This is a genomic window from Micromonospora sp. CA-249363, from assembly GCF_050950185.1.
Taxonomy (GTDB): Bacteria; Actinomycetota; Actinomycetes; order Mycobacteriales; family Micromonosporaceae; genus Micromonospora.
In genome coordinates this window covers 797,451-817,799 of the sequence record NZ_CP192020.1, presented here as the reverse complement: position 1 = coordinate 817,799, position 20,349 = coordinate 797,451, and the positions used below count along the sequence as shown (strand labels likewise).

At 73.4% G+C, this 20,349-nt stretch carries 17 protein-coding genes; 11 read left to right on the top strand and 6 right to left on the bottom strand.

Features of this window, described 5'->3' with window-relative positions:
• Positions 1-31 precede the first annotated feature (31 nt).
• The 7 genes from ACQPZK_RS03935 to ACQPZK_RS03905 all read left to right on the top strand — a co-directional run bounded on the left by ACQPZK_RS03935 (position 32) and on the right by ACQPZK_RS03905 (position 8,109).
• Entirely contained in the window at positions 32-529 is a 498-nt protein-coding gene (locus ACQPZK_RS03935; protein WP_433536984.1) for a BlaI/MecI/CopY family transcriptional regulator, read from the top strand.
• 7 nt (positions 530-536) lie between these two features.
• Positions 537-1,442, top strand: coding sequence for a M56 family metallopeptidase (locus ACQPZK_RS03930; RefSeq protein ID WP_433536983.1), 906 nt, complete (start codon positions 537-539; stop codon positions 1,440-1,442).
• A gap of 183 nt (positions 1,443-1,625) precedes the next feature.
• Positions 1,626-2,879 (top strand): cytochrome ubiquinol oxidase subunit I, encoded by a 1,254-nt coding sequence (locus tag ACQPZK_RS03925; protein WP_433536982.1) that lies wholly within the window; start codon positions 1,626-1,628, stop codon positions 2,877-2,879.
• Between the two features lie 11 nt (positions 2,880-2,890).
• Complete coding sequence (locus tag ACQPZK_RS03920) at positions 2,891-3,898, top strand: cytochrome d ubiquinol oxidase subunit II (protein WP_433536981.1); 1,008 nt, start codon at positions 2,891-2,893, stop codon at positions 3,896-3,898.
• A complete protein-coding gene (cydD, locus tag ACQPZK_RS03915) occupies positions 3,895-5,571 on the top strand; it encodes a thiol reductant ABC exporter subunit CydD (protein ID WP_433536980.1) in 1,677 nt (558 codons plus the stop codon). Before ACQPZK_RS03920 ends, cydD begins: the two co-directional genes overlap by 4 nt.
• On the top strand, positions 5,568-7,367 hold the full coding sequence (gene cydC, locus ACQPZK_RS03910; protein WP_433536979.1) for a thiol reductant ABC exporter subunit CydC: 1,800 nt from the start codon (positions 5,568-5,570) through the stop codon (positions 7,365-7,367). The genes cydD and cydC overlap by 4 nt, the downstream gene beginning before the upstream one ends.
• A gap of 67 nt (positions 7,368-7,434) precedes the next feature.
• Positions 7,435-8,109 (top strand): permease prefix domain 1-containing protein, encoded by a 675-nt coding sequence (locus ACQPZK_RS03905; RefSeq protein ID WP_433536978.1) that lies wholly within the window; start codon positions 7,435-7,437, stop codon positions 8,107-8,109.
• A gap of 11 nt (positions 8,110-8,120) precedes the next feature.
• On the opposite strand, the gene ACQPZK_RS03900 is transcribed toward ACQPZK_RS03905, so the two are convergent.
• Positions 8,121-8,462 carry a PadR family transcriptional regulator gene (locus tag ACQPZK_RS03900; protein WP_433536977.1) on the bottom strand — a complete coding sequence of 114 codons (342 nt, stop codon included), beginning with the start codon at positions 8,460-8,462 and terminating at the stop codon, positions 8,121-8,123.
• A gap of 160 nt (positions 8,463-8,622) precedes the next feature.
• Here ACQPZK_RS03900 and ACQPZK_RS03895 point away from each other — a divergent pair, with 160 nt between their 5' ends.
• Positions 8,623-9,591 carry a DNA primase gene (locus tag ACQPZK_RS03895; protein WP_433536976.1) on the top strand — a complete coding sequence of 323 codons (969 nt, stop codon included), beginning with the start codon at positions 8,623-8,625 and terminating at the stop codon, positions 9,589-9,591.
• 39 nt (positions 9,592-9,630) lie between these two features.
• The gene (locus ACQPZK_RS03890; protein ID WP_433539101.1) at positions 9,631-12,039 is read left to right on the top strand and encodes a transposase; all 2,409 of its coding nucleotides are present in this window, start codon (positions 9,631-9,633) and stop codon (positions 12,037-12,039) included.
• A 225-nt stretch (positions 12,040-12,264) separates the two neighbouring features.
• Here the strand turns inward: ACQPZK_RS03890 and ACQPZK_RS03885 are convergent, their stop codons facing one another.
• The 4 genes from ACQPZK_RS03885 to ACQPZK_RS03870 all read right to left on the bottom strand — a co-directional run bounded on the left by ACQPZK_RS03885 (position 12,265) and on the right by ACQPZK_RS03870 (position 17,354).
• The gene (locus ACQPZK_RS03885; protein WP_334628720.1) at positions 12,265-12,858 is read right to left on the bottom strand and encodes a GTP-binding protein; all 594 of its coding nucleotides are present in this window, start codon (positions 12,856-12,858) and stop codon (positions 12,265-12,267) included.
• Between the two features lies 1 nt (position 12,859).
• Complete coding sequence (locus ACQPZK_RS03880) at positions 12,860-13,237, bottom strand: DUF742 domain-containing protein (protein ID WP_357130437.1); 378 nt, start codon at positions 13,235-13,237, stop codon at positions 12,860-12,862.
• Positions 13,238-13,335: 98 nt separating this feature from the next.
• A complete protein-coding gene (locus tag ACQPZK_RS03875) occupies positions 13,336-13,740 on the bottom strand; it encodes a roadblock/LC7 domain-containing protein (RefSeq protein WP_007455462.1) in 405 nt (134 codons plus the stop codon).
• Positions 13,737-17,354 carry a nitrate- and nitrite sensing domain-containing protein gene (locus ACQPZK_RS03870; protein WP_433536975.1) on the bottom strand — a complete coding sequence of 1,206 codons (3,618 nt, stop codon included), beginning with the start codon at positions 17,352-17,354 and terminating at the stop codon, positions 13,737-13,739. The genes ACQPZK_RS03875 and ACQPZK_RS03870 overlap by 4 nt, the downstream gene beginning before the upstream one ends.
• A gap of 502 nt (positions 17,355-17,856) precedes the next feature.
• Between ACQPZK_RS03870 and ACQPZK_RS03865 the strand changes: the two genes are divergently transcribed.
• On the top strand, positions 17,857-18,162 hold the full coding sequence (locus ACQPZK_RS03865) for a hypothetical protein (protein WP_433536974.1): 306 nt from the start codon (positions 17,857-17,859) through the stop codon (positions 18,160-18,162).
• An 8-nt stretch (positions 18,163-18,170) separates the two neighbouring features.
• Here the strand turns inward: ACQPZK_RS03865 and ACQPZK_RS03860 are convergent, their stop codons facing one another.
• Positions 18,171-19,244: an adenosine deaminase gene (locus tag ACQPZK_RS03860; RefSeq protein WP_433536973.1), complete on the bottom strand. Its 1,074-nt coding sequence runs from the start codon at positions 19,242-19,244 to the stop codon at positions 18,171-18,173.
• A 93-nt stretch (positions 19,245-19,337) separates the two neighbouring features.
• Between ACQPZK_RS03860 and ACQPZK_RS03855 the strand changes: the two genes are divergently transcribed.
• Positions 19,338-20,348 (top strand): putative RNA methyltransferase, encoded by a 1,011-nt coding sequence (locus tag ACQPZK_RS03855; RefSeq protein ID WP_433536972.1) that lies wholly within the window; start codon positions 19,338-19,340, stop codon positions 20,346-20,348.
• The last annotated feature ends 1 nt before the right edge of the window (position 20,349 follow it).

The following is a 20,349-nucleotide window of genomic DNA, read 5'->3' as shown; positions in this document are numbered from 1 at the left end:
CAGGGTCTACTACCGGGGGTAGGATTGGGTGGTGACTCGGCTGGGCGATCTTGAGCGTGCGGTGATGGACGTGCTGTGGGACGTGGTCCCGGGCACGTCGGACGGTGTGACCGTGCGCGAGGTCGCCGACGCGCTCGATGGTCGCGAACTGGCGTACACGACGGTGATGACTGTCCTCGACCGGCTCGCCGGCAAGGGCATGGTGCAGCGCGAGCGCGAGGGCCGCGCCTGGCGGTACCGGCCGGCGGCCAGCCGCGAGGCGCACATCGCCCAGCTCATGCTCGACGCCCTCGACCTGGGCGGCAGCCGGGACGCCGCGCTGGTGCGCTTCGCCCGCTCGGTGACGGGCACCGAGGCCGAGGTGCTGCGGGCGGCCCTGGGCAGCGAGGCCGGCCTGAGCGGGCCGGGTACGACCGGCAGCGAGGCCGGCCTGAGCGGGCCGGGTACGACCGGCAGCGAGGCCGGGCTGACCGACCGCGTGGATCCGCCGGCGGGCCGACGGCCGGCCGACGAGGCAGCGGAGCGGTAGGCGCGCCATGGCCTACGCCGTGCACTTCGCCGCCACCATGCTGGCCTGCTATCTGACCGCGCAGGTGCTGGCCCGTTCCACCTGGACGTGGCGCAGTCCACGGGTGGCGATCGTCTGCTGGCAGGCCGTGGGCCTGGCGGTGGGCCTCTCCGCGATGGGGCTGCCGATGGCGCTGGGGCTGGCCGCGTACGACCGGCCCACCGGGAGCGCCCTGCTCGCCCTGGCCAGCGATCTCGCCCACGGCACGCTGCCGATCGGCGTGACGGCGCTGCACCTCGCCGGCGTCGGAGTGGGCTTCGGCATCGGCGCGGTGCTCGTCACCACGACCGTCCGCAGCATCCACGGCACCATCCGCGCTCAGCGCCGGCACCGGGACCTGCTCACCCTGGTGGCCCGGGACGATCCGGCCGCCCCCGGGGCGCTCGTCCTGGACCATCCGAGCGCCGCCGCGTACTGCCTGCCCGGGGTGAAGCCACAGGTGGTGGTCAGCGCGGGCACACTGAGCCTGCTGGACCGGGCCGAATTGGCCGCCGTGCTCTCCCACGAGCGCGCCCACGCCCACGAGCGGCACGACCTGGTGCTGCTGCCGTTCACCGCGCTCTGCCGGGCGCTGCCGTGGTTCGGCTGGGTGCGTGACGCGCACGAGCGGGTCGCCCTGCTGGTCGAGATGCGGGCCGACGACAAGGCCCGCGAGCTGCACGCCGAGGCGCCGTTGGCGGGCGCGCTGCGCCGCTTCGCCGCCGCCGGGCACCGGGTCACTCCGGCGGGCGCGCTGGGCCTGGGCGATCGCGATCTCGACGTACGCGTCCAGCGCCTGCTGGTCGCCGACCGACCTCCCCGCGCTCTCGGCGCCACGGCCCTGGCAGTAGCCACCACCCTGGTAGCCCTCCCGATAACCCTCTTCCTGACCTAACCCCCCACCCCCACCCACCCCACCCACCCCGGCTTCGGGCGCGGTGATCAAGAGGTTCGCGTCAGGATCCGCTCGATTTCTGACGCGAACCTCTTGATCACCGCTCTTGTCTGGCTCGATGTGTAGGCAAGCTACGTGTAGGGTTGCTATGGCAAGGGAGACAACGCTACGAAAGAGTCGGCCATGGACACGCTGCTCCTCGCACGCCTCCAGTTCGCCACCACCACGTCGATCCACTTCCTGTTCGTGGTCGTCACGCTCGGGCTCGTCACCCTGCTGGTCGGCATGCAGACCGCCTGGACACTCACCGGCAACCCGAAGTGGGAGCGGCTGACCCGGTTCTGGGGCCAGCTCTACGTGATCAACTACGTGCTCGGCATCGCCACCGGCATCGTGATGGAGTTCCAGTTCGGGCTGAACTGGAGTGGCCTGTCGCGCTACGTCGGCAACGTCTTCGGCGCGCCGCTGGCGATCGAGACGCTCGTGGCGTTCTTCCTGGAGTCCACGTTCCTCGGGATGTGGATCTTCGGTTGGCACCGGCTCCGCAAGGGCGTCCACCTCGCTCTGCTCTGGGGCGTGGCGCTCACCGCGTACGCCTCGGCCTTCTGGATCATGGTGGCGAACTCCTGGCTGCAGAACCCGGTCGGGTACGAGGTCCGCGACGGCATCGCCCACCTCACCGACTTCGGCGCGCTACTCACCAATCCCAGCCTCGGCATGGCATTCGGGCACGTGGTGTCCGCCGCGCTGCTGGTCGGCGGGATGCTGATGGCGGCCGTCAGCGCGTGGCACCTGATCCGCCGTACGCCGGACTTCCTGCTCTTCCGTACCTCGCTGCGGATCGGCCTGGTCACCGCGGCGCTGGCGATCACGCTGGTGCAGGGCTTCGGGTTCGCCCAGTTCGGGCCGGTCGGCGCGGCACAGCCGACCAAGTTCGCCGGGGACACTCCTGAGGCACAGGCGCTGATCGCCGACTGGACGGCCCGGTTCGGCCCGGGCGACTACACCCCGCCGGTACTGGCCAACGTCGGGCTCGGCTTCATGATCCTGATCGGCTTCACGCTCGGCTGCGTCTGGTTCCTGCTGCCGCTGCTCTTCCGGGACTGGATCATTCGGCTGCGCTTCCCGCTCTGGCTGATCCTGCTCGGCGCGCCGCTGCCGTTCGTCGCGGTGATCCTCGGCTGGATCGCCCGGGAGGTCGGCCGCCAGCCCTGGGTGGCGTACGGGCTGCTCCCCACCGACCAGGCCGTCTCCGGCGTGGGCGCGCCGGTGATGCTCACCTCGCTGATCGGCTTCAGCCTGCTGCTGGGCACCCTCGCCGTCACCAACTGGGTGCTGCTCGCCCGGCACGCGGGCCGCGGTGCGGTCGACCCGGCTCTCGGTCGCCCGCCGGCGCCACCCACCGAACCGGCTCAGCCGGAACCCGTGCTCGCCTGAGGAGATCACCCGTGGACCTCGCCTGGTACGCCCTGCTCGGCCTCTTCTTCGCCAGCTACCTCGTGCTCGCCGGCTACGACTACGGCGTCGGACTGCTGCTCGCTCGGGGCGGCACCCCGGCCGGACGGCGGGCCACGCTCACCGCCCTCGGGCCGTTCTTCCTCGGCAACGAGGTCTGGCTGGTCGCGGCCGTGGGCATCCTGTTCGGCGCGTTCCCGGTGTTGGAGGGCGAGCTGCTCGCCGGCTGTTATCCGGCGGTCGCCGGGGCACTGGCCGGAGTCGTCCTGGTCACCGCCGGGGTCCAACTGCGCAGCCGGCCGGGCGACGAGCGGGTCCGCGCCCGCTGGGACCGCGTGATCGTGGTCGGCAGCGCGCTCGCCGCGCTGGGTTGGGGTGCCTTGCTGGCCGCTCTGCTCCAGGGCGTGCCGCGCGGGATGGACGGCCACGTCGCCGGGGTGTCGCACCTGGCCACCCCGTTCGCCGCCGCGGCCGGGCTGGCGATGCTCGCCCTGGTCGCGGTGCACGGTGCGACGTTCCTCACGCTGCGCCTGCCATCCGATGCCGCCGCCGTGGCCGGGCGCACGGCCCGCCGACTGGTGCCGGTGGCGCTCTGCGCGGTCGGCCTGGCCACCGTCGCGGGCCTGCTCTCCTCGCGGGTACGCGACGCCGTCCAGCGACCGGCGGTGGCCGTACTCCTGCCGGTGTTGCTGGTGGCGGCGCTGCTGGCGGCCCGCGCGGCCCTGGCTCGGCGGCGGCCGGGGTGGGCCCTGGTCGCCACCGGCGCGGCCCTGGCGCTGCCGGTGGCGCTGGTCGGCGCGGCCCTCTGGCCCTACGTGCTGGTGTCCACGGCGGACCCGGGCGCCTCGCTGACAGTGGCCGACGCCGCCGCCAGCGCGCCGACGTTGCGTCTGCTCGGCTGGGTGGCGCTGCCGCTCCTGCCGGCCCTACTAGGCTTCCAGGCGATGTGCTGGTGGGTTTTCCGGGGACGGACCGACGGTAGGGCACCGGTGTACTGGTGAACCGCCGTCCGTTCGACCCGCGTCTGCTGCGTCGGGTCCCTGCGGCCCGGCGCGATCTCGCCGTGCTCGCGCTCCTCGGCGTGGTCGCCGCCGCGCTGATCGTCGCGCAGGCCACCGCCCTGACGGCGGTGCTGGCCACCGCCTTCGACGGGCACCTGAACCGGCCGGCGCTGACGGGCTTCGTGCTCGCCGTCGCCGCCCGTTCCGCGCTGGTCTGGGCACAGGGCACGGTGTCCGCGCGGGTCGCCGCCACGGTCAAGGCCACCCTGCGGGCCGACCTGCTCGGCGCGGTGGGTCGGCACGGGCCGGCCTGGGTGGCGGGGCAGCGGGCCGGCGAGCTGGCCACCCTCACCGGGCGCGGGTTGGACGCGCTGGACGCCTACTTCACCGGGTACCTGCCGCAGTTGGTGCTCAGCGTGACGGTGCCGGTGGCGGTGCTGGCGCGGATCGTCCTCGCCGACTGGAGCTCGGCGCTGATCATCGCGTTGACGCTGCCGCTGATCCCGGTCTTCGGCGCGCTGCTGGGCTGGCAGGCGCAGGCCGCCACCGAGCGGCAGTGGCGGCGGCTCTCCCTGCTGGGCGGGCACTTCCTGGACATGGTCGCCGGGCTGCCGACCCTGCGGGCCTTCGGGCGGGCCCGGGCACAGACCGAGGTGGTACGCCGGATGGCCGACGGGCACCGGGTCGCCACCATGAAGACGCTGCGGATCGCGTTCCTCTCCGCGCTGGTGCTGGAACTGGTCGCCACCCTCTCGGTGGCGCTGGTCGCGGTGCCGGTCGGCATCCGGCTGCTCGGTGGCGGGCTGGCCCTGCACACCGCGCTGCTCGTGCTGCTGCTGACCCCGGAGGCGTACCTGCCGCTGCGGGCGGCCGGCAGCCGCTTCCACGCCAGCATGGAAGGGCTGACCGCGCTGGACGAGGCGCTCACCGTCTCGGCCGCGCCGCCCACCCCCCGCGCCGCCGAGGGCGCGGCCGTTCCCGACGGGCGCGGTGAGATCCGCCTCGAGGCGGTGACCGTGGCGTACGAACGGACCACCGCGCTGCGCGACGTGACCCTGACCATCCGGCCCGGCGAACGGATCGCCGTCATCGGGCCCAGCGGCGCCGGCAAGAGCACGCTGCTCGGTCTGCTGCTCGGCTTCGTGACGCCGACCAGCGGCCGGGTCACCGTGGACGGCGTCGACCTCACCACCGCCGACCTCGACGCCTGGCGTCGACAACTCGCCTGGGTGCCGCAGCGCGCCCACCTGTTCGCCGCCTCACTGACCGACAACATCCGGCTCGGCGCCCCGGACACCCGGGAAGAGGCGGTCGCCGCCGCGGTGCGGGACGCGGCCCTGGACGACGTGGTCGCCGGCCTGCCCGAAGGCTTGGCGACCCGGCTCGGCGAGCGCGGCCACGGGCTGTCCAGTGGGCAGCGGCAGCGGGTGGCGCTGGCGCGGGCGTTCCTGCGGGACGCGCCGGTGGTGCTGCTCGACGAGCCCACCGCGCAGCTCGACACGGCCAGTGAGGCGGTGGTGCTCGACGCCACCCGCCGGCTGGTCGCGGGCCGGACCGCGCTGCTGGTCGCGCACCGACCGGCGCTGCTGGCCGACGCCGACCGCATCCTGCGCGTCGAGGACGGGCGGGTCACCGAGCTGACGCCCGAGCCGACCCCGAAGGTGGCCCGATGAACACCGTGCCAGAGCCGGTGGACGCCGCACCGAGCGCCGACGCGGCACCGACCGGGCGGGTCGCCGCCGAGCGTGCCGTCCTGCGGCTGGCCCGCCCGTACCTGGGTCGCCTGGCCGGCGCCGGGCTGCTCGCCGCGGCCACCGAGCTCGCGGGTCTCGCCCTGATGGCCACCGCGACGTGGCTGCTGATGAGCGCCGCCGGCCGGCCTCCACTGGACCGCCTCACGGTGGCGATCGTCGCGGTCCGGGCCCTGGCCATCAGCCGGGGTGTCTTCCGGTACGCCGAGCGGCTCGCCGGGCACGACGCGGTCCTCCGCATGATCACCGACGTACGCGCCCGGGTCTTCGCCACCCTCGCGGCCCGTCGTCACACCCGGCACCGCTCGGGGGACGTCCTGAGCCGGCTGGTCTCCGACGTCGAGGCGGTCCAGGATCTGCTGCTGCGGGTCCTGGTGCCCGGCGCGGCGGCGGCCCTGGTCGGGGTGCTGGCAGTGATCGGGGCGGTACTGATCTCCCCGCCGGCCGCCGGTGTGCTCGCCGTCGGCCTGGTCGTCGCCGGGGTGGCGCTGCCGGCGCTGGCCACCGTGGTCACCCGACGCAGCGCGGCGGAGGTGGCGCCTCTTCGTGGTGCGTTGGCCACCGACGCCGTCGACCTCACCCACGGCGCCGCCGACCTGGCCGCGTTCGGTGCGACCGACGCCGCGCTGCGCGCCGCCGAGCAGCGGGCCGGCCGGCTGGCTCGCCTGGAACGCCGGTTGGCGGCCACCGGCTTCGCGGTGGACGCGGCCGGGGTGCTGGTCGCCGGGCTGACCGCCGCCGCCGTGGTGCTGGTCGCGTTGGCCTCCGACGTACGGGGTGTACTCGTCGGGGTGCTGGCCGTCGGCACCCTGGCCGCCGTGGAGGTGGCGCTGGCCCTGGTCTCGGCCGCCCGGCAGTGGACCCAGTTGCGGCCCGGCCTGAGCCGGGTCGCGGCCCTGCTCGACGCCGCCCCGCCCGCCCACACGCCCCCCGCCGCCGGGGTCGAGCCGTCCGGCCCGCACGACCTGCGCTTCGCCGAGGTGAGCGTGCGGTACCGGGCCGGCGCCGCGCCGGCGCTGGACCGGGTGAGCCTGGACCTGCCCGCCGGCCGGCGCATCGCTGTCGTCGGCCCGAGCGGCGCCGGCAAGAGCACCCTGGCCGCGGTGCTGACGGGTGCGGTCCGCCCCACCGCCGGCCACGTCACCCTGGCCGAGCGAGACCTGTCCGCGTACGGGGAGGAGGAGTTGCCGCGCCTCGTGGGTGGACTGCTCGCCGAGGCGTACGTCTTCCACGCCACCGTCCGGGAGAACCTGCTGCTCGGCCGGGCCGGCGCGAGCGAGGCCGAGCTGACCGGGGCGATGACGGCCGCCGGCCTGCTGGACTGGGTCCACGCCCAGCCGGCCGGCTGGGACACCCTGGTCGGCGAGGAGGGCGGCCAACTCTCCGGCGGTCAGCGGCAGCGGCTCGCGCTCGCCCGGGCCCTGCTCGCCGCGCCGCCGGTGCTGGTGCTCGACGAGCCCACCGAAGGGCTGGACCCGGCCGCCGCGGACGCGGTGCTCGCCTCCACTCTCGCCGCCACCCCCGCCGGGCACTCGGTCCTGCTGATCAGTCACCGGCTCAGCGGACTGGCCGGCCTGGACGAGATCGTGGTCCTCGACGGCGGTCGGGTGATCCAGCGCGGCCGGCACGTCGAGTTGGTCGCCGCCCCCGGCTGGTATCGGGACCAGTGGCTTCTCCAGGAAGCGGCGGAGCGCGGGTACCTGGCGCTCGCGCCCTGAGCTGTCTCGGGGACGGACCAGGGTTCTCCCCGACGTGGACGTCCACGCGCCGTGGCAGGGTGGTGCCATGCGACATGCGGACGACTTCCTGGTCGAGGAGCACCTGCGGGACCTGGAGTCCCGGTTGCAGGGCCCGGCGCGGTTGAAGTCCGAGCTGTTGACCGAGGCGCGTCACGACCTGCTGGACGCCGTCGAGGCGTACCGCGACAGGGGTGTGCCGTCCACGGAGGCGCAGCGCCGCGCGGTGGCCGAGTTCGGCGTGCCGGCGCAGGTGTTGCCCTCCTGGCAGGCGGAGCTGGCGGTGGCCGCCCTGCGCGGCCTCTCCCTGCGGATGCTGGCCGTCGCCGGGGTGGCGGTGGTGGCCGGCGACCTCACCTGGCGGGGATCGAGTTGGAGTGCGGGTCCGCCGCCGCCCGCCACCTACCGGTTGCTGTCCACCTCGGTCGACTGGCTCTGGTCTGGTGGGCTGCTGCTCGCGGTGACCGGACTGCTCGTGATCTGGGCGGGCGCGCGGTCGGCACGACCCCATCTCGCGATGGCACAGCGGGCGGTGGGCGTCGCCCTGACCGGCAACCTCGTGCTCGGCATGGTGGCCAGTGCCGCTCTCTTCGCGTGGTCGATCGACATGTGGGACGCGGCGCTGACGTGGCCGCCGATGGTCGTCGGCATGGTGGTGGCCGGTGCCGCGTACTTCTCGCTGACGCGCGCGGCGCGCGGTTGGGTACGGGCCACCGCCCGCTGACCTGTCGCCGCTCAGGCGGGGGTGACCGGTGGGCTGCCGGGGTCGAGGAACCGCCCGACCGTCGCCCGGAACTCCTGCCACCCGGCCCGCTCCCCGGCCAGCGCGCGGCGGCCGGAGTCGGTGAGCTGGTACGTCCGCCGCTCCCGACCGTTGACGGTGCTCCACGTGCTCGCCACGTGCCCGGCACGCTCCAGCCTGCGCAGGGCGGGATAGATCGTGCCGGTGGGCAGGTCGAGGCTGCCGTCGCTGCGTGTCCGCAGGGACTCGATGATGGCGTAGCCGTGCAGCGCGCCCTGTTCGAGGACGGCGAGCAGAAGGGCGTCGAGGTGACCGTGCAGCGACTGGGCCTTCATGTGTAGCTACGCTACTTGTCGGACGGCCGGTCCGCCACCGTCGCGCACCCGCAGGTGCGGGACGTTCCTCGGCCGGCCACCGGGGTGCGGGCTCCGAGCTTCCCGAGTCGCCGACTAGGGTATGTGCCCAGAGTCACTCGCCGGTCGGAGACCCCGGTGGGTGGGCAACCCGAAGCACACGGAGGTCAGCGTGGCCCGCCAGTCGCCCCAACGGCCCGACGCCGACGAGCCAGAGCTCGACGACACCACCGGCCCGGCCGAGCCAGACGAGGCCGATGAGGCCGACGACACCCCCCGCGCGGCGATCGACAGGTCGCTCTGGGAAGAGCTGCGGATCGACCCGGTGGAGATCGCCCTGCCCGCGGGCACCGGCTTCACCCTGCGCGCGTACCGGCCGGCCGGCTCGCTGACCCCGACCGACGTGAGCGAGCGCGACCAGGACGACCCGTTCCTCGCGCGCCGTCAGGTCGTCGAGGAGGAGGACGACGAGACGGTCGTCATCCTCGACGAGGAGTTGGCCGAGGAGTTCGCCGACGCCGACGAGGAGGAGAAGTCCTCGCGCCGTCGCCGTGACGCCGACGCCGACGCCGACGCGACCGCCGACGAGGACGAGGACGAGGACGCCACCGACGAGGCGGACGACGAAGAGGTGCCCGTCTTCCTCAGCCACCGTGGCAAGCTGCTGCTGTTCAAGACCCCCGAGTCGCTGGTCAGTTTCGTCCGTTCCGGCGCGCCCAACGACCTGTCCCAACTGGACAGCTGGAATGAATTGTCCGAACGGGTGGAGCCGGCCGACATCGTGCCGCTCGACGAGGACACCTACGAACTCGACCTCGTCGTGGAGAACCTGCGGGGCGGCCACGACAGCTGGGATTCGACCCTGCTGATCGAGGCCGGCGAGGTCGCCCGCGACGTGTCGTACGCGTTGCGCCTGCCTGCGGTCCTGGACATGCTCTCCGCCGGCTCCAGCCTCGACAACCTGGACGAGGCGCTCCGCGCCACGGCCAACGGCGGCATCGGCGCTTTCATGGGCCGGCGACGTCTGAAGAAAATCGGGGCACAAACCGCAAGTTTGGGTTGGCGCACCATTGTCGGCAAGATCTCTGCGGTGGTGGACTGGCGCGACTGACCCGTACCGGGGAGCATCAGTTGCTGGCAGTAGGAAGACCTGTCCCGGGAGGAGGACGACGCCGTGGCGCTCGTGCGCGTGTACTGCGGTCTGGCCTCGGCGGATCCGGCTGACCGACCGGCCTCGGCCGGTTCGACGCTGACGTCCGCTGTGGTCGACGACGCAGGCCGTCTGCTGCATGTCTGCGAGATCGGCGACGACGCGGCTGGCTACGCCCAGCTCGTCGCGCTGCTCGTGGAGCGGTCGGGCGGGCCGAGCGGTGCGGCCATCGCCGCCGACAGCGACGACCACACGGTCACCTCGCTGTTGAGCGCGGCGGGTCGGCCCCTGGCGATCGCCGACGACGACTCGGTCGACGACTTCGCCGAGCGTTTCGCCGACGACGACTCGCTGGAGGAGATGCAGTCACCCCCCGCCGAGCGCCGTGCCGTCGGCCTGGCCCGCGCGTTGCAGGCCGGCGCCCTCTCCGCCGTCACCCTGCCGGCACCTCGGGACCTGGCCGGCTACAAGCAGGTGCTCGCCGCCCACGCCGCCCTGGCCAGCGGCCGGCACTCCGCCGCCGTGGCGCTGCGCGAGGTGCTGCGGGAGCTGTACCCGGCGGCGCTGCGCGCGTATCCGGACCCGGCCGAACCGGTGTCGCTGGCCGTGCTGGACGCGCTGCCCGAGCCGGGCATGCTCGGCGGCACCATCGCCCGCGGCCGCGAGGTCTCGGTCGCCGCGGACGCCATCGCCGCACACCTCGCGGCGGACGGGGTCGCCGACGCCGAAGAGATCAACGAAGCGGTCACGGCGCTGCGGGTCGCCATCTCGGAGACGCCACGTCGCGCCGCCGTCAACCGGGCGCTCACCTCCGCCGTGGCCGAGACGGTCCGGCAGGCCGTCGCCTCCGTACGGGCCTGCGACGCGGGCTGCGAGGCGCTGGTCAGCGCGCTCAGCGCCCGCGTCAGCACCCCCGCGCCGACTCCCGGCCGCCGGGCCGCCGCCCGACGCGGCGAAGCGGTCGGCGAGTTGACCGGCCTCGCCGGCACCGGCAGTGGCCTGCGCTCCGTCCGCCCGACCCCGACCCCGACCCCCGCCGAGCCCACGCCCGTCGGCGGCCGACGCAGCAGGCCGGAGCCCGCGCCGGGCAGCGCCCCCCTGGCGTCGCCACGTCCACTCGGCCCGCCGCCGGTCGCACCCGCGCCGGTCACCCCGCCACCGGTCGCGCCCGCGCCGGTCGCACCGGCCGCCGCGGCCGGTCCGCCGGTGTCCGCGCCACCCGGTCGCGCCGAGCCGCTCCCGAGCCGGATCGACGGCCCGACCAACCGACCGGTCTCGTCGCCCCCGCCCCCGCCCCCGGGGATCACCCCGATCGCGCCGGCCCAGCGGGGCGCGGTGCCGCCGGCCGAAGCGGGCGAGCCGTTCCGGCCGACGCTGACCACCGCCGCCATCAACAGCGCTCGGGCCGAGCGGCAGCGTACGGTCATCCCGCCCCGCCCGAAGACCAATGGCGAGCGGCAGGGCCAGCCGCAACGACCGTCGGTCCAGGACCCTCCCACCGGTGGGTTCAGCGTCACCGACCTCAGCATCCCGGTGCCCGCTCCCCGGCCGGAGCAGGAGTTGTCCGCGCCGCCGGGCTCCCGGGCGAACTGGCCTCTGGTCAACAACCCGGAGGACCCGGCCGACAGCTCGCCGAACAACCCCGTCGCCTACCCGTACGGCGGCAACCGTGGCGTCGAAGCCCCGACGGAACCGGGTCGCGCCGACGGGCGGGTCACGCCGCCCTGGCTGGCCGACGACCTGCCCCAGGAGCCTCCCATGCTGCGGCTGGTCGAGCCGCCGCCGCTGGCCGACCGGGCTCTGCGGGAAGGGCTGAACCCGCCCTCGGGCGAGTCCCGCCTGGACGCTCCGCCGCTTCGGCTGGTCGACCGCGAGCAGGCCAACCGCAACGGTCGTCCCGCACCGCTCGTCGAGCGGGCCGCCGAGCACCGGCCGCCGCCCCCGGTCGAGCACCGGCCGCCGCCGGTCGCCGACGAGGGTGACGGCGACCTGCTGATCTTCGCGCAGGCCAAGTCCGCCTGGTTCGTGGGCCACGGCGACGACGAGTCCGACCTGGACTGGTCGACCACTGCCGACACCGGTTGGCAGGCTGCCGAGCAGGCCGCCCGTCCCGCGGTCGGCGCCGAGACCAACGCCGGTCTGCCGAAGCGCGTTCCGCAGGCCAACCTGGTGCCGGGTTCGCCACTGCGCGAGGAGCGTCCACTCCGGATCGTGCGTGACGCGGCGAGCCTCGCGGAGAACACCACGGGCTACTTCCGTGGCTGGCGTCGCGGCCAGGAGATCGGCGGGTTCGCGGTGGGCGGCCGCCCGGGCCGCGAGGCCGCCGGTGGTTGGGACTTCAGCCGCGACCACGGGGACCGCGACGACGACCGCGAGTACGAGTACCGTTCCGCCGGCTACCAGTCCTGAGCGCCTCTGTAGCGCCCGTTCCTCCTCCCGCCCTCACGCCACGTGGCTGAGGGCGGGAGTGCTTTCAGGGGCGAACTCAGCGGGCCGCAGGAGCGCGTACGTCGTCGACACCAAAAATCCTGGAAGGGCTTCGGAAGCCGTTCCAGGATTTTGTGATTCGTATGGTGGGCAGCATCTCCCGCCCGGTGGTGGCCGGAACCACCACCGGGCGCGGGAGCCTACCGGTCAGGCCGGGGCGACGGCGCGGGTACGACGCATGGTCAGCACGTACTCGACAAGCGAGATCAGCACGTGCTTCGTCGACTCCCGGTTACGGGCGTCGCAGGCCACCACCGGCACGTCGCTCGAGATCGCCAAGGCGTCCCGGACGTCCTGCGGGTCGTGGTACTGCATCCCGTCGAAGCAGTTGATGGCCACCAGGTACGGCAGCCGCCGGTGCTCGAAGAAGTCGATCGCCGCGAAGCAGTCGGCCAGCCGGCGGGTGTCCACCAGCACGACCGCACCGATCGCGCCCCGCACCAGTTCGTCCCACATGAACCAGAATCGGGTCTGACCCGGCGTACCGAACAGGTACAGGATCAGGTCACGGTCGATCGAGATCCGGCCGAAGTCCATGGCCACCGTGGTCGTCGTCTTGCCCGGCACCTGCCGGGTGTCGTCGACGCCCACGCCGGCCGAGGTCATGATGGCCTCGGTGGTCAGCGGCGTGATCTCCGAGACCGAGCCGACCAGCGTCGTCTTACCGACGCCGAATCCACCGGCGATAACGATCTTCGCCGACGTCACGCGCCCACTCGGGGTCGGTGGGCGGTGCGACATGTCAGAGCCTGCGAAGTCCACTCAGCACCCTCTCCAGCAGTTCAGTGCCCACCGCGTCGTCGGAGTCGTCCAGGATGGTCGGCTCGTGGACCGCGACCAGGCCGTCCGTCGCCATGTCGGCGATGAGCACCCGGGCCACACCGAGCGGCAGCTGCATCCGCGCCGCGATCTCGGCGAGCGATTGCACGCGTCCGTCACACAGCGCGGCAATGTACTGGTGTTCGCGGCCCTGGCCGCCACTGCCGTTGGCAGTGGCGCGGCCGCGCACCGTCGTCTCGACGAGCGCCTCCAGCGCGATGTCGAGCCGGGGACGGGTTCGACCACGGGTCACGGCGTATGGACGGACCAACGCTCCGGTCGGTTCGTCACGATCGGCCATGTCGCCGCTCACCTCCTTCGCACCCCGTACCGGCTCCCACCGGTGGAACTCGTCGTTCTTGTCGTATCAGTTGCGCCGACCGCACGATCGGCGAGACGTCAGCCCAGCATGCCCGCGGCCGCGCGCGGCTGCGGGGTCAGGGCGTCGCCCACCCGGTCGACCAGTAGCGCCATCTCGTAGCCGACCTGCCCGACGTCGGAGCTGCGGGCCGCCAGCACGGCGAAGGACGAACCATCCGAGATGGACATCAGGAACAGGAAGCCATTGTCCATCTCCACGACGGTCTGCAGCACCGCGCCTCCCTCGAAGCAGCGGGCCGCTCCCTGGGTCAGGCTGACCAGTCCCGAGGCGATCGCGGCGAGCTGGTCTGCCCGGTCCCGCGGCAGGTCCCGTGACGACGCGAGGAGCAGGCCGTCCGCCGAGACGGCGACCGCGTGTGCGACACCCGGAACCCGATCGGCGAAGTTGGCCAGCAGCCAACCAAGATCCTGCGTAGTTGTCATCCTTCTTGCTCCTTCTGCCCGCTCCCGGCCGCTGAGCCTGAGCCAGACTGCGAGGATTGCTGCCCTCCCGGAGTCTCCTCCGGGCTGGTCGGGTTGTCCGAGGTGCTACGCCCACGCTGCACGCCTCGATGGTAGGCGGAGAGCAGGCCACGGACCGCCTCCGGGGAGCGCCGCTGGACCGAGGTGGTGGGCTTCTCCACCGCGCCCGGCACCAGCTGCGCCATCGGCTTGCGCTTGGGCAGGCCGGTAGTGGTGGTCTCGTTCACCGGCGCCGCGCTGGCCGCTGCCGAGGCGGCACGCCAGCCGTCGTCGGCGGCGGTCTGCCAGCCGTTGCTCTGCGGTTGGGGCCGGCGGTTCGGTAGGCCCTCGGCGAGGTCGGCGCGTGCGCCGCCGTTCGCTGTCGACCCGTTGTCCCGCGGCGCTCCTCCGGCCGTCGGAGTGTCTGCCATCGGTGTGTTACCTGTCGTTCCGGGTGGTGTCTTGGCTGCCCGACCGGTGGCATCGACCGTGGCGAACTGCTGGGTCGCGTCGCCGCCGTTCGTCGACGGGGTGGCGGCGGCCTCCTCCGAACCCGGACGGCGGGTACGGAACCAGGCGGACTCGAGCTCCCGGAAGATCGGCAGCTCCATGGTCTCGTCCGCGTACCGCTGGCGGTTCTGGGCCTGCGGCTGCTGGGGCGCGGGGCGGGCCGACGATGCCGGAGCCTGCGGGGCCGGCCTCGACGGTGCCGACGCCTGCGGGGCGGCGACCGGCGGCGCCTGCGGCGCGGGCGCCGGCGACTGGGCCGCGGTGGTCGGCTGGTCGCCGGGGCGCGGCACCCGGGGCAGCTCCGTCGTCATGTCCAGGGCGGCGGCGAGCCGCTCGGGCACCGGCGGGGTCTGCGTGTCCCGCTCGCCACCGGGTACCGGCGGCCAGGCCGGCGGCGCCGGGGTGCTGGGCGCCGGTGCGGGCGGGGCGGACCGGGGGGTGAAGCCGCTGAACGACTGGCCGGAGACCGGCGGCGCCGAGTACGGCTGCCCGGAGGCGGGCGACGCCGAGACGGGCGAGGCGGACACCGGCGGACCGGCGTACGGCTGACCGGAGGCGGGCGCGGCGGAGACCGGCGGGCCGCCGTACGGCGCACCCGAGTAGGGCTGACCGGAGTACGGCTGGCCGGAGGCCGGCGAGGCAGAGACCGGCGCGCCGGAGTACGGCTGGGCGGAGACCGGCGGAGCGGAGTACGGCTGCGCCTCCGGGCTGCTGGGCAGCTGCCGGGGGATGTTCGGCTGCTGGCCGCCGTTCGGCTCGTCACCGGCCCGGCGCTGCGGCAGCGGGTCGATGGACTGCCCGTTGGACGTCCGGGGGGTGAACCCGTCGCCGCCGTTGACGCCGTTCGTCGCGCTCGCGCCGGTCAGGTCCGACCAGGCGGGCATCGAGCGGTACCCGCCGGTGTTGGCGGGCGTCCCGGAACCGTTGCGCGACGCCGGGTCGAACGGCCGACCGCCGAGGGTGACCTGGTTGCCGGACTCGCCGGGACGTGACCCGTTGCCCAGCGCGGGCAGCGCGCCGAGGACCGGCGACGGCGGGGTGGTCTGCGGGCCGGCGGCGGGCAGAGCCGGCGGCTGCTGGACCCGGCCGGAGAGCGCCCGGGGCACCAGCACCGAGGTGGGCATGGTCACGTCGGCGACCGTGCCACGGTCAGCCCCGGGACGCAGCTCGACGCGCACGCCGTGCCGCGAGGCCAGGCGGGCGACCACGACCAGGCCCATCATGCGGGAGACGGCCACGTCCACCTGGGGCGGCGTCGCGAGCTTGTCGTTGAGCTCGTGCAGCTGCTCGCGGCTGATGCCGATGCCGCGGTCCTCCACGTAGAGCGAGGCACGGTCACCGACCCGACGGGCCTCCACCATGACCTGCGAATCCGGCGGGGAGAACGCGGTGGCGTTGTCGAACAGCTCGGCGACGAGGTGCACGAGGTCGTTGACCGCGTGCGCGGCGACCTCGATGTCCCGGTCGATGACACCGAACTCGATGCGGGTGTAGTGCTCGACCTCGGACTGCGCGGCACGCAGCACGTCGATGAGCGCCGCCGGCTCGCGCTGCACGCGGGTGGAGTCGGCGCCGGCGAGAACGAGCAGGTTCTCGTCGTTGCGCCGCATCCGGGTGGCCAGGTGGTCGAGCTGGAACAGCTCGGCCAGCCGGTCCGGGTCCTCCTCGCCGCGCTCCAGTCGGTCGAGGTGCCCGATGAGGCGGTCGACCAGGATCTGCGAACGACGGGCCAGGTTGACGAACATGGTCGCGACGGAGGCGCGCAGCGCCGCCTGCTCCGCGGCCGTCCGGACGGCTTCCAGGTGGACGGCGTTGAACGCCTCGGTCACCTGACCGAACTCGTCCTTGCTGCGGACCGGCAGCGGCTCGGCGATCTGGTTCGCCAGCTGCACCGGGGAGAGCTGCCCGACGACCTGCGGGTCGCGCAGTCGGGCCACCGCCTGCGGCAGGCCGTACTGGGCGACGGAGAGGGCGCCCTGGCGCAGCTCGCGCAGCGACCGGGCCATCGAGCGGGCGACCAGGTACGCGAAGAGGATGGCCAGCAGCAGCATGCTCAGCAGCAGGCCGGTCTCCAGGAACACCTGGCGCTGGACGTCCGACCGGAGGTTGTCGGCCTCGGCGACCACGTCACCGTCGAGCTTCGTCTCCACGGCGCGGATCAGCTTGGCGTTGGCCGTCATGGCCGATTCCCACTGGTCGGGGCCGAACGGAGCACCGCGCATGTCGCCGGTGGTGTTGCCGTCGATCCAGCCGATGTAGTTCTGCGCCTCGCGCCGGTCACCGCCGGCGACCGTCTGGTCGTGGAACTTCGCCTCGTCGGAGCTGGCCACCGCCTTGAAGCTCTGCAGCGCCTGCTGCTGGCCGGTGCCGCTGGCGATGTAGTCGGTGCGCAGCGCCGGGGTCATCCGCTGACCACCCTGCACGCCGAGCGCGCGGTGCACGACGACCCGCCGGAGCGAGAGGAACTCCTTCTCCCGGGCGACCGCAGCCGCGGCCCGCATCCGGTCGCTCAGCTCGTTGTCGCCGGCGAGCTGGGTGGCCGAGTCCCGGATGGCGAGCAGGTCGTTGATCAGACCCTCGTACGCCTGGACGGCCTCGGCGAGCTTCAGCTTGCCGTTGAACACCTGGCTGCGGACACCCGGCAGGTCCTTGAGACTCTGGTCGATGCCGCCGAGCAGGCCCTCGAGGCTGCTCGGCAGGTCCTCCACGTCGCCCCGCTGCTGCCGGTAGGGGGTCATCGACTGGTCGACCCGGGTGTTCGCCCGGTTGTAGGCCTCCTGGTACTGCGCCTTCGGCTGCGTCCCGGTCGCCTGCAGCAGCAGCACGGCGGAGGTCCGCTCGTCCTGGAGCTTGTCGACCAGTTCACCCGAATAGCTCGACAGATTCGCCAGGTCGCCGGCCCGGTTGGCATTGTTGAGCGTCTCCAGGTGGTCGACGAGACCACTGGTGCCCACAACGACCGTGGCGATGGTCGGCACGATCATGATGAGACCGAGCTTGGACCAGATCGGCATGTCCCGGAGTCGACTGGCCGGCCGGCGCAGTCGCGACAGGAAGGAGCCCGCCGTCTTTGGCCGTTTGCTCACGTCACCGCCCTCGCGATTACAGCTTGAACGCGTTGCCCCGGGCAACGCCCAGCGACCGACCCGGCGGGTCGGACCCCCGAGATTCCATCACGCCGCTCGGCAAGAAGAAAGCCCAGGTTGTCACCGGCCGAAGGTGTGATGAGATGTTGATGCGATTTGATAGCAGTCCGTCTGGCCGGAGTAACTGAAGGTAATGGATCATCCCCACCGCGTCGTCCTGCTCGCCGGCCCCTCAGGCTCCGGAAAGTCGTACATAGCGCAGCAAACTGGCCTGCCGGTGCTGTGTCTTGACGACTTCTACAAGAACGGCGATGACCCTACGTTGCCGCGACGAAACGGCCAGGTCGATTGGGAATCGCCGCAGTCCTGGGACGCCTCGACGGCCGTCGAAACGATTGCGCGACTGGCCCGCGAGGGCCGGGCCGATGTGCCGGTTTATGCGATCGGCGCGGATCGACGGGTAGCCACCCGGCCATTTGATGTCGACGGATCGCCACTTTTCGTGGCCGAAGGGATTTTCGCCGCCGAGATCGTCGAGGAGTGCCGCCGTCGCGGGCTGCTCGCCGGGGCGTACGCGCTGCGCCGCCCGCGCGGAGCGACGTTCCTGCGCCGGCTGGCCCGCGACCTGTCCGAGCAGCGCAAGGCGCCCCGGGTGCTGGTCCGGCGCGGCGTGGCCCTGCTGCGCGCCGAACCCGAGGTGTTGCGCCGCCAGACGGGGCTGGGCGCCGAGGCGGCCCGGGCCCGGGAGGTGCTGCGCCGCGTGGCCGGCCTCCTCGCCGGCCACCACAGCCACCACCGGCAGGGCTGACGAGGGGGTCAGGGCAGCAGCTTGGCGTACGCCGGCTTGATCACCTCGTCGATGATCCGCAGCCGCTCGTCGAACGGGATGAAGGCGCTCTTCATCGCGTTGATGGTGAACCACTGCAGCTCACGCCAGCCGTAGCCGAACGTCTCCACCAGCAGCGACATCTCCCGTGACATGGACGTCCCGCTCATCAGCCGGTTGTCGGTGTTGACGGTGGCCCGGAACCGCAGGTCCCGCAACAGACCGATCGGGTGCTCGGCGATCGAGGCCACGGCACCGGTCTGCACGTTCGACGACGGGCACAGCTCCAGGGGAATCCGCTTGTCCCGGACGTACGCAGCCAGCCGACCGAGCGTGCCGTCCGGCGCGATGTCGTCCACGATCCGTACGCCGTGACCGAGCCGGTCCGCGCCGCACCACTGGATCGCCTGCCAGATCGACGGCAGCCCGAACGCCTCACCGGCGTGGATGGTGAAGTGGAAGTTCTCCCGCTGGAGGTACTCGAAGGCGTCCAGGTGGCGGGTGGGCGGGAAGCCCGCCTCCGCGCCGGCGATGTCGAATCCGACCACCCCGGCGTCCCGGTGCCGCACGGCCAGCTCGGCGATCTCCTGGGAGCGGGCCGCGTGCCGCATGGCGGTGAGCAGCGTGCCGACCCGGATGGTCAGACCTGCCTCGACGGCCTGGGCGGTTCCCTCGGCGAACCCGGCCAGCACGGCCTCGACGACCTCGTCCAGGGTCAGGTCCTGCTCCAGGTGCTGCTCGGGAGCGAAGCGGACCTCGGCGTAGACGACGCCGTCGGCGGCCAGGTCCAGCGCGCACTCCCGCGCCACCCGGCGCAGGGCCGGTCCGGTCTGCATGACCGCCACGGTGTGCGCGAACGTCTCCAGGTAGCGCTCCAGCGACCCCGAGTCGGCGGCCTCGGAGAACCAGCGTCCGAGCGCCTCGGGGTCGGTGGTGGGCAGCTCGTGCCCCACCTCCGCCGCCAACTCGACGATCGTCGCCGGACGGAGCCCGCCGTCGAGATGATCGTGCAGCAGCGCCTTCGGGACCTTGACGATGTCCTCGTACCGGATAGTTGCGACCATCCCCAGACCCTAGTCAGCGGCCGTGGACGGCCGGAGCGGGGCGGCTGGTTAGGCTGCCCGGTATGCGCGCATCAGACACGTTGGCGGCCTGACGTGGATCCGCGCATCCTCGACCGGCTCCGCTGTCCGGTCTGCGGCGAACCGCTGGCCGAGACGACCGCCGGCACCGCCCGTGCACTGCGCTGTCCGCGCCGGCACACCTTCGACGTCGCCCGCCAGGGCTACGTGAACCTGCTCACCGGTCGGTCGCCGCACGTCGGCGACAGCGCCGAGATGGTCGCCGCGCGTGCCGAGTTCCAGGCCGCCGGCCACTACGACATCATCTCGACGGCGCTCGCCGCCGCCGCGACGGAGGCAGTCGCGCGGCTGCGCGCCACGCCCGCGTCGCCCGCCGCCCGCACCACTTCCGCCCTTTGCTCTGCTTCCACCGACGCAACACTTTCCGCACCGCACTGTCGCGTAGAGGGAAGCAGAGCAAAGGACGCAACGGCAGGGGTACGGGTCGGAGCGCCGACCACGGACTCTGACGCGTACCCCTTGGTGGTGGATGTCGGCGCGGGCACGGGCCGCTACCTCGCCGCGGTGCTGGCGGCGCTGCCGGACGCCGTGGGTCTGGCCCTGGACGTCTCCAAGCCGGCGCTGCGTCGCGCGGCGCGGGCGCACCCCCGGGCGGCCGCGGCGCTCGCCGACACCTGGCAGCGGTTGCCCCTGGCCGACGGCGCGGCGGCCGTGCTGCTGAACGTGTTCGCCCCGCGCAACGGCCCGGAGTTCCACCGCGTGCTCGACCGCGCGGGCACGCTGCTGGTGGTGACGCCCGCCGACGACCACCTCACCGAACTGGTGGACGCCCTGCGCCTGCTCCGGGTGGACCCGGACAAGGCGGACCGGGTGACCGCCACGCTGGGAGGGCACTTCACGCCCACCGGCTCGACGGTGCACCGCGCGGAGTTGGCCCTGACCCGACCGGAGGTCGCCACGCTGGTCGGGATGGGTCCGAGCGCCTGGCACACCGACCCGGCCGCGCTCGCCGAACGGCTGGCCGCGCTGCCCGAGCCCGTCCGGGTTTCCGTGGCGGTCCGGCTGGACGCCTACCAGCCCCGCTGAC